The organism is Winogradskyella sp., assembly GCF_028289625.1.
In the GTDB taxonomy this organism is placed as follows: Bacteria; Bacteroidota; Bacteroidia; order Flavobacteriales; family Flavobacteriaceae; genus Winogradskyella.
Genome location: NZ_JANQOM010000013.1, coordinates 215,601 through 224,649, shown reverse-complemented (window position 1 = coordinate 224,649; position 9,049 = coordinate 215,601). Strand labels below are relative to the sequence as shown.

Here is a 9,049-nt window from a genome sequence, read left to right as displayed (position 1 = left end):
GACAAGTCGGAGATTATGTAACCATAGCTCGCAAAGAGCGCGAAACTGGGAATTGGTTTGTTGGTGGGATCACAGATGAAAACTCGAGAACTATCAAAGTGAGTTTCGACTTTCTCGATGCTGACCAAAAGTATGAAGTCAGGATATACAAAGATGGCAAAAATGCCCATTGGGACGATAATCCGTTGGATATTGATATTGAAAAAATAGAGCTAAATAAAAACTCTAAACTTTCAATTGAACTAGCTGAGGGAGGTGGCTTTGCCATAAGCCTAAAAAAGCTATAATTTTAACAGTATTGACGTAACAAAATCGTTGTAAGGTAGTCTAATCTGAAACGACTATTCTAAATATTCGTAACTTTACATAAGTAAGCGCTTTATATTATGGATATTAACGACCAAATAGAATCTCCTTTTATCATTAAAGTAAGTTTTAATAAACTATTTAATGAATACGAAAAACTTAAGTCTTCGGATAGTGATCATGTGGTTTCTAATGCCAATAGGGTATTAAAAATTGCCGAAGAGAACCCTGTATTAAGAGAAGGTTTTAGTGATTTAACTTTACTAGAAACCCTTAAGACTGAGATTAATAATATATTACATGATTCGTTCAACCCACTACTAACTCATAATGAGATTAAAGTAGCAACTGTACCTTTTCAAAATCATATATTTAAAACTTCGGAACGATTCGATGCTATTTTAAAAAATGTAAGTTCAGACTTTGAGCTAAAGGTAAAGAACATGCCTTACGATCAGTCTTACATTATTGCCTGTGCTATTATACTCAAAGCATGTTATGGGTATGATCTTAATTTTAAGCGACCTTTCTTTTATGAAATTCCCGATGCTAATGGAATAATGCGCTATTATAAAATTCTGTACAATGCAGATTTTATGGAAATCAATGCTAGAAAAGGTGCTAAACCAATAACACAAGAAGATTTTGATGAGCTCTTGGATAATTTTGAAAATATTGAGCTTTGGCAAGAAAAATTTCCGCCAGATTCTTACGAGTTTAAGGGGTTTATCATATCCAATATTTTCGATGTCACAGACGATCAATCTATTTCAAATATAAAATCGTCTTTAATCGGAGAAGATAAGAGACAAGATGAAGGATTCATGGAAGGTTTTTATGAAATTTTCCGCTCACTGTTTGGGTTTAAGAATTTAGAAGTTGGTTTTTCAATTTATAACGAAGAAGACAGCACCTTCGAACGTGTTTATGGTGTAGGAATGAATAGTTTCCTTCTCAATAAAGAGGATATCCTATCTTGTGACAACGCACTTTGTGAGTGGTCTTATAATAGACTAATTAGTGAAAAGGCCTATTTTTCGGTATCAGATGTCGATAGGTTATACAAACTATCTAAAGGGAAGTCTCCTCATGTTAAGGTCTTATACGAACAAGGTTATAAAAGTGCCATTTTTGCGCCAATCGCCAATGACAATGAACTCATGGGAATTCTCGAGATTGTGTCAAAAGAACCAAAGGTATTAAATAGTATTAATGCCAACAAGTTGGTAGATGTACTGCCATATATCGTATCTGCGGTTGAACGTTCAAAAAATGATGAAGAAAACCTGATAGAAGCAATTATTCAGAAAGAGTGTACATCAATTCATCCTAGTGTGCATTGGCGGTTTGCATTAGAAGCAAGAAATTTTATTAAGGATCAGATGAATGGTAAAGAACCAAACTTTAATAAAATAGCATTTGAAAATATTTATCCACTTTATGGGCAAATAGACATAAAGGGATCCTCTGAAGCCAGAAATTGGGCTACTAAAGAGGACTTAACCATGCAGTTAAATTCTGTGAAGCGTATTTTAAATAGCGCAGCTCAAGAAGAAACACTTCCGATTTATGATCAGTATATTTTTCAAATTAATGAATATTTAACTGGACTTAAGAATTCGTTCCAAGTTGATAGTGAACATCAAATTTCCTCCTTTTTTAAAGAGGAGATTGAATCTCTGTTTGGGCATTTGATTAAAAATGCAGACTTAAAACCTTCGATTGAGAAGTACTATGCGAGTATTAATGATGAGTTAGATGTTTTGTATCATCATAGAAAACAATACGATGATACTATAGCATTGATTAATAGAGAAATGGCGACACTTTTAGACCAAAAACAGGTGGACGCTCAGGCCATGTATCCTCATTATTTTGAACGCTTTAAGACCGATGGTGTAGAGCACAATATGTATATTGGCGAGTCTATTACAAAAGAAGATAGCTTTAATCCTATTTACTTATATAATCTTAGACTTTGGCAGTTACAGGTCATGGTGGAGATGGAAAATTCGTACTATCAAATGCAATCGCAATTTCCTGTGGCTTTAGATGTTGCCTCCATGATATTGGTTTTTAATCAACCGTTATCAATCAGCTTTAGAATGGATGAAAAGCACTTTGATGTTGACGGTACCTATAATGCGAGATACGAAATTGTTAAAAAACGTGTTGATAAAGCTTACATAAAAGGAACCAATGAACGCATAACGCAAAAAGGTAAAATTAGTATTGTCTATTCTCAAAAAGAAGACGAAAGAGAGTATTTGAGGTATATTAAATTTTTACAATCCAAAAAGTACCTAGATGATGATGTTGAAATTGTTGAACTAGAAGATCTACAGGCTGTAACTGGTTTAAAAGCTATAAGGGTAAGTGTACTTTACCATAAAGATAAAGATGATAAAGCATTTTATACTTATGATGATTTAATGAAAGAAATTAAAGCTTAGATAGTAACTAAAAGCACGAGTTATAAATAAAAGGTTAGATTACTGGAATCTAACCTTTTTTATTTGCAGTGAATGCATACGATTTTAGCTCAAATCTCATAACTGTTTTGTCTCTAGGAACTAAATAATTTAGGCTCTAAGAATCAAAATTTTGTTTTAGAGAATTTAATATTACTTTGCACCTAACCACAATCTGTCTTAATTTGTCTCAATGAAATCATCCAAATTCAAATATTTCTTTTATCTCTTTCCGTTATTCGCCTGTAATTTGATGGCTCAAGAGCAACAAGTGTTATATCAATCAGAAATTATTCAGAATTATAGGAGTGACACTTTAAACTATGACTTTATCGCAAATCTTAGTGTTATAGATACTTCGGTTACAAAAGGAGATGTCAAAATTTATAAATCACGACTTAATAATCTCATAAAAGACTTACCTGAGAAAGGGAATTCAAAGAAGAGGGAGACAAAACGTATCAAAAAGATTTATGATTTGGTGCATGATGCTCTATTTACCAAATATGAGGATATTGCTTACTTTCCACAGATTTTCAATGAAGGGATATATAATTGTGTTACAGCCACAGCTGTTTACGCTTACATTTTTGATCAAATACAAGTGCCATATCATGTAAAAGAGAGTCCAGGACATGTGTATTTAATCGCTTACCCTAACACCTATAATATTCAATTAGAAACTACAGCTCCTGTGGAGTACGGTTTTCTCAGTATGAGTGATTCAGAAATAAAAAAAGTTGTGGATCAGCTTTCTAAAATGAAGCTCGTAAGCAAAGAAGAAATTGAGCAAAAAGGCTATCAGGAAATTTACATGGAATATTTCTTTGGAGATGGTGATATCGATAAAAAAGGACTTATTGGTATGCAGTATTATAATAAGGCAATAGAATTATATGTTGAGGAAGATTATGAATCGGCCTTGAAGTTTATAGACAAATCTTTGATTTATTACCCTTATGCACCTTCAGAATATATGAAGAAGAATCTTTCGTTTTTGATTTTGTATGATTCAGAATTTGACAATATCGAGACTGTGGAGAATTTTTTAGACATTTTTTCTGAACTCAAATATGAAGAAGATTTTGATAAACATGATTTAAACTATTACCTCTATAAAATTGTTGATAACGATGCTAATGATATTGAATTTTTAGAGTCAAGTTTAAATGTCCTTAGTCAATTTAGTGATGAAACTGTAAGGTCACATTGCGAACTGTTTTTGCTTGAAGATATACTCAGAAAGTATCTGAAACAAGATGACTTGGATAAATGTATATTCTATGGAAAACGATTACTCAAAAATAATCCAAACAGTAGAATGGCAAAGGATGGCATAACCTATGCTGTTACAAATACTCTGATTACATTACCTCTATCGGAACAATCTATCAAAGAGATAGAAAAAAAGGAAGAAGAGTTTCCTTTTTTAAAAGATAATATTAGAATAAAATCATTTAGAGCGTTTACAATATTAAAACTGATAGAAGAAGCGTATATATCAAAGAAGATTACACTCGGGGAAAAGTATATCGATGATTTAGAATTAATTATCAATTCTACAGATAAAACTTTAATGGTTAATTCCGAAATGATTGCCTATGCTTATCTCGTTTCTGGTCGCTATTATTACAGACATAACATATACCCAAAGGCGAAACATTATTTGAGTAAAGGATTAGAATTCTCTCCAGACAATAAAGATTTGAAAAAGCATCTCAACTGGACTATTGAAGAAATGAATTAGAATACTATTGCTGCCCTGTAGTATCGATAATATCAGTAATTACCGTTTCCGTACCAGAAAACTGAAAGGCTATTCCAAAGGCAATAACGCTAATTATTATACCTATCGCAAAAACCGTATAAGTTAATCGAAGTAAGCTATACTTTCTATTGAGTACCAATCCTAAAAAGTACAGGTCTTTGGTAAGGGATCCATAAAGGTATTCTTTGTCCTTCATCATTTCTTGCATGGCCCATTCAAATTCAGGAAGACTCATTTTATGAAAATTCCCAAAAAATAAAAGGTTTACCTTTTTATTGGCAACATCCTCTTTGGTAAATTTTCCACTCGTTACATTTGGTCTTGTGGCCAATACAGATAAAATTATGGAAACTACAGTAGAAATAGCAAAAATAGCTGTCGGCCATATAAGGTAGTAATTAGAAGGATTATCTAGCTTAGACACCAAGTTAGAGAGTACCAAAGAAATAATAATAGCATTAACAGACAGCAGAATATTGGCTTTAGTATCTGCAATGTCACTAAGTGTAATATGATTTCTCAGTGCAACTCTAAACATCGTCTCGATACCGCGATCAGGTAAGTCTAGTTTTTCTTGTTTAAACTTTAGCTCAGCCTTTTTCTGTTTTAATTTTTCAGTATCACCTTTTATTTTACTCTGACTTTGTAATAGGTTAGCTAAGTTTTTACTTTTTCGACCTTCCCATTTACTGGTAGCCAAATCGGTATTGAACGTGTGATTGGTTAAAAATGAAATATTTTCTTTTAACCAATCGGCTTTAGAAACCTTTTTACCTAGTGTTAATTCCCATTCTTTTCTTAAAAGAGCCGCATAATCACCATAATTTTTACTTGATAAGTGGGCGCAATCAGCATCCCTTATGAGGCCCTCAATTTCTGTTTTTGGCTTGTAGCTCATTTCAGTAGCTAAAATAAGATGAGTTATAGCCTTTATATTTTCCTCTGAAACATTATGGGACTTTAAAAAATTCGAAGCAATAGCTGCCCCCTCTTTTTCATGACCATCAATGGTTTTGGTAAATCCAGAATCATGAAACCAGGCCGCCAAGATGAGTTGTTGTTTTTCGGTTTCGCCAATATCGCTACCTTCAGTAAGTTCTTTAATTTTATTTACAACGCGTTGTGTATGAGCTAGGTTATGATAAACAAAGGAGGAGTCTAAATTTTCATTTAAATAGGACGTAATATATTTCTCTGCTTCAAGGATGATATTTTCCATATACTAAAAAATCTGAGTGTAATTTAAGAATAATTTATAACCTTTTTCAATTCCTAAATTGGTAACTTAGCCAATAACAAGAGTTAGCAAGGTTATGGTCTATTTTTCGACTTAATACTTAGACGTAGGAAACATCATTTAATTACCTTTTATAAAGCGCAGAGGACACTTACATGAAACTAAATATTAGTGATACATTTAATAGCCAACTAGCCTCAGACCCAAATACTGATAACTCAAGACGAAAAGTTTTTGAGGCCATGTATTCCTTTGTGGCTCCAAAAATCCCATCAAATCCAAAATTGATACATGTGTCTTCAGAAATGACCAAGGTGCTTGGTTTAGATAAAAAAGACATCGATTCGCAAGACTTTTTGGAGGTTTTTTCAGGAACAAAAATTTATCCTCATACAAATCCTTATGCTATGGCTTATGCTGGTCACCAATTCGGAAATTGGGCAGGGCAATTAGGAGATGGTAGAGCCATAAACCTGTTTGAAATTGAGCATAACCAAAAACGTTGGGCATTACAGTTAAAAGGCGCAGGCGAAACACCATATTCTAGGCAAGGGGACGGTTTGGCAGTTTTAAGATCTTCTGTTCGAGAGTACCTATGTAGCGAAGCTATGTTTCATTTAAACGTTCCAACAACAAGAGCTCTAAGTTTAATGACCTCAGGCGATGAGGTTTTAAGAGATATGCTCTATGATGGTAATGCCGCTTATGAGAAAGGTGCTATTGTTTGCCGTGTTTCACCGACATTTATTCGTTTTGGAAACTTTGAGTTATTTGCGGCAAGGCAGGATTATAAGAACCTTAAGCTACTTACGGATTATACCTTAAAGTATTTTTACCCAGAATTGGGTGAGCCTTCAAAAGACACTTATGTAAAGCTTTTTCAAGAAGTTGCTCGTAGAACCTTAGAGATGATTATTCACTGGCAGCGCGTAGGCTTTGTACATGGCGTAATGAATACCGATAACATGTCCATTTTAGGATTGACTATTGACTATGGACCTTACGGTTGGCTCGAAGGATTCGATTTCGGCTGGACACCAAATACAACCGATAGACAAAACAAGCGTTATCGTTATGGTAATCAGCCTAATATAGGACTTTGGAATTTGTTGCAACTCGCCAATGCGCTTTATCCATTGGTTGAGGAGGCGGAACCTTTTGAAACTGTCTTGAAGCAATATCAAACTGATTTTGAATCAAAGTCATTACAGATGATGAGGTCTAAGTTAGGGCTTAGGATTGCAGATAACAATGATATCCATCTAATCACTGACTTAGAGGATTGCTTGTTGCTTTCAGAAACAGACATGACTATATTTTTTAGGTTATTGTCCCATTATAAGAAAGGTAATGAGGAAGCAGGACTAAAAATGGTAGAACAGGCATTTTATAACCCAACCAAGATTTCTGATGCTATAGCAGAACAATGGAAAGTTTGGTTCAAATCTTACGACCAAAGATTACAAAAAGAACAACTAACAGACCAAGAACGAAAAGCTCATATGAATTTGGTCAACCCAAAATATGTGCTCAGAAATTATATGGCACAATTGGCAATTGACGAAGCAGATAAAGGTGATTATAATTTAATTGACGAATTGTTCAATTTACTCAAGAAGCCTTACGATGAGCAACCCGAGAACCAAAAGTGGTTTGCAAAGCGACCAGAATGGGCTAGGTATAAAGTAGGTTGCTCAATGTTATCTTGTAGTTCTTAACATTAAAATATTATATATGAAGGCAATTTGGAACAATAAAGTCATTGCAGAAAGTAATGATACGGTTGTTGTTGAGGGAAACCACTATTTCCCTCATGAAAGCATAAAAAAAGAGTTTTTTAAACCAAGTGAAACGCATTCGGTTTGCCCATGGAAGGGCACAGCATCCTACTACACTATTGAAGTTGATGGTAAAGAGAATACCGATGCTGCTTGGTATTATCCCGAAGCGTCAGAACTGGCCAAAGGCATTAAAAATTATGTCGCTTTTTGGCGTGGAGTACAAGTTGACAATTAGATTAATAAAGAAGGTAGTAAGCAGAACATGAAATCTCAAAAACTAAAAATAGCCAATCGAAAAGGGCTAACTCTTAATGCCCAACTCGAATTACCTGCTAATCAAAAACCCAACTACTATGCGATTTTTGCCCATTGTTTTACATGTAGCAGCAGCTTAAGTGCAGTAAGACATGTCAGTAGATCATTAACACAAGACGGTTTTGCTGTGGTACGATTCGACTTTACGGGATTGGGACGAAGTGAAGGCGAATTTGCAGACAGTCACTTTTCTGCAAACATCGATGATTTGTTAGATGTACATGCCTATATCGCGGAACATTATGAGGCACCGAGCCTGTTAGTAGGCCATTCCTTGGGTGGTGCTGCGGTGCTTGTAGTAGCATCAAAACTAGATGCCGTAAAAGCGGTGGCCACAGTTGGTGCTCCTGCAACAGTAACGCATGTGAAACACTTATTTTCCCATAGCATAGATGAGATTAAGGAAAAGGGTGAAGCTGAAGTAAATATAGGTGGCCGACCTTTTAAAATCAACAGGGATTTTGTCGCAGAGTTTGATAAAACGGACCTACTAGCAATAGTAAAAAGCTTAAGAAAGCCATTGCTTATTATGCATTCGCCATTCGATAAAATCGTTGGTATTGAAAATGCAGAACAATTGTACAAAACGGCGTTTCATCCAAAGAGCTTTATAACTTTAGATAATGCGGATCATTTACTCACAGAGGAAAAAGATAGTCAATATGTGGGTGAAGTTATTGGGACTTGGGCAAAGCGTTATTTTCCAAAAGGTGAAAATAAAATGCTGAGTACCGAAGGTGAGCAGTTGGTTGGCCATTTAAATATTATTGAAGATAATTTTACCACCTCCATTCAAACAAAGAATCATACATTCATTGCCGACGAACCCATAGACATAGGAGGCAGTGATTTTGGACCTTCGCCATACGAATATCTCAATGCAGCCTTAGCCGCATGTACTGTAATGACCTTAAAGATGTATGCAGAACGCAAACAATGGGATTTAAGGGAGGTGTTTGTATATATTTCACACTCCCGAAAGCACAGTGATGATTTACAAATAGATGTAGATAAGCCAAAATACTTAGATCATATTAGCAAAAAGCTAAAATTTGTTGGTAACTTAGATGCTGCTCAAAAAGAAAAACTAAAGGAAATAGCGTCACGATGTCCAGTACATAGAACAATAGAGAGTGAGGTTATTTTTGAAACACAAATAATACAAGAATAG

At 34.5% G+C, this 9,049-nt stretch carries 7 protein-coding genes; 6 read left to right on the top strand and 1 reads right to left on the bottom strand.

Annotated features, from left to right (window positions below; all coding sequences use genetic code 11):
- The 3 genes from Q0992_RS03120 to Q0992_RS03110 form a co-directional block, all read left to right on the top strand.
- A partial coding sequence (locus tag Q0992_RS03120; protein ID WP_299520256.1) for a glycoside hydrolase family 97 C-terminal domain-containing protein occupies positions 1-287 on the top strand: 287 nt, incomplete at its 5' end.
- 99 nt (positions 288-386) lie between these two features.
- A complete protein-coding gene (locus Q0992_RS03115; protein WP_299520254.1) occupies positions 387-2,759 on the top strand; it encodes a GAF domain-containing protein in 2,373 nt (790 codons plus the stop codon).
- A gap of 211 nt (positions 2,760-2,970) precedes the next feature.
- Positions 2,971-4,524 carry a hypothetical protein gene (locus Q0992_RS03110; RefSeq protein ID WP_299520252.1) on the top strand — a complete coding sequence of 518 codons (1,554 nt, stop codon included), beginning with the start codon at positions 2,971-2,973 and terminating at the stop codon, positions 4,522-4,524.
- Positions 4,525-4,528: 4 nt separating this feature from the next.
- Here Q0992_RS03110 and Q0992_RS03105 read toward each other — a convergent pair whose 3' ends face one another.
- Complete coding sequence (locus Q0992_RS03105; protein WP_299520251.1) at positions 4,529-5,764, bottom strand: Pycsar system effector family protein; 1,236 nt, start codon at positions 5,762-5,764, stop codon at positions 4,529-4,531.
- A 173-nt stretch (positions 5,765-5,937) separates the two neighbouring features.
- Between Q0992_RS03105 and Q0992_RS03100 the strand changes: the two genes are divergently transcribed.
- From Q0992_RS03100 to Q0992_RS03090, 3 genes are read left to right on the top strand one after another with little or no spacing between them, the layout of a single operon-like run.
- Positions 5,938-7,500 (top strand): YdiU family protein, encoded by a 1,563-nt coding sequence (locus tag Q0992_RS03100; RefSeq protein ID WP_299520249.1) that lies wholly within the window; start codon positions 5,938-5,940, stop codon positions 7,498-7,500.
- A gap of 16 nt (positions 7,501-7,516) precedes the next feature.
- Positions 7,517-7,798 carry a DUF427 domain-containing protein gene (locus tag Q0992_RS03095; RefSeq protein WP_299520247.1) on the top strand — a complete coding sequence of 94 codons (282 nt, stop codon included), beginning with the start codon at positions 7,517-7,519 and terminating at the stop codon, positions 7,796-7,798.
- A 27-nt stretch (positions 7,799-7,825) separates the two neighbouring features.
- Positions 7,826-9,049: a bifunctional alpha/beta hydrolase/OsmC family protein gene (locus Q0992_RS03090; protein WP_299520245.1), complete on the top strand. Its 1,224-nt coding sequence runs from the start codon at positions 7,826-7,828 to the stop codon at positions 9,047-9,049.

Coding starts and splice junctions, on each gene's coding strand:
- Q0992_RS03115 (WP_299520254.1), top strand. CDS start 387: ATGGATATTAACGACCAAATAGAATCTCCTTTTATCATTAAAGTAAGT.
- Q0992_RS03090 (WP_299520245.1), top strand. CDS start 7,826: ATGAAATCTCAAAAACTAAAAATAGCCAATCGAAAAGGGCTAACTCTT.
- Q0992_RS03095 (WP_299520247.1), top strand. CDS start 7,517: ATGAAGGCAATTTGGAACAATAAAGTCATTGCAGAAAGTAATGATACG.
- Q0992_RS03110 (WP_299520252.1), top strand. CDS start 2,971: ATGAAATCATCCAAATTCAAATATTTCTTTTATCTCTTTCCGTTATTC.
- Q0992_RS03105 (WP_299520251.1), bottom strand. CDS start 5,764: ATGGAAAATATCATCCTTGAAGCAGAGAAATATATTACGTCCTATTTA.
- Q0992_RS03100 (WP_299520249.1), top strand. CDS start 5,938: ATGAAACTAAATATTAGTGATACATTTAATAGCCAACTAGCCTCAGAC.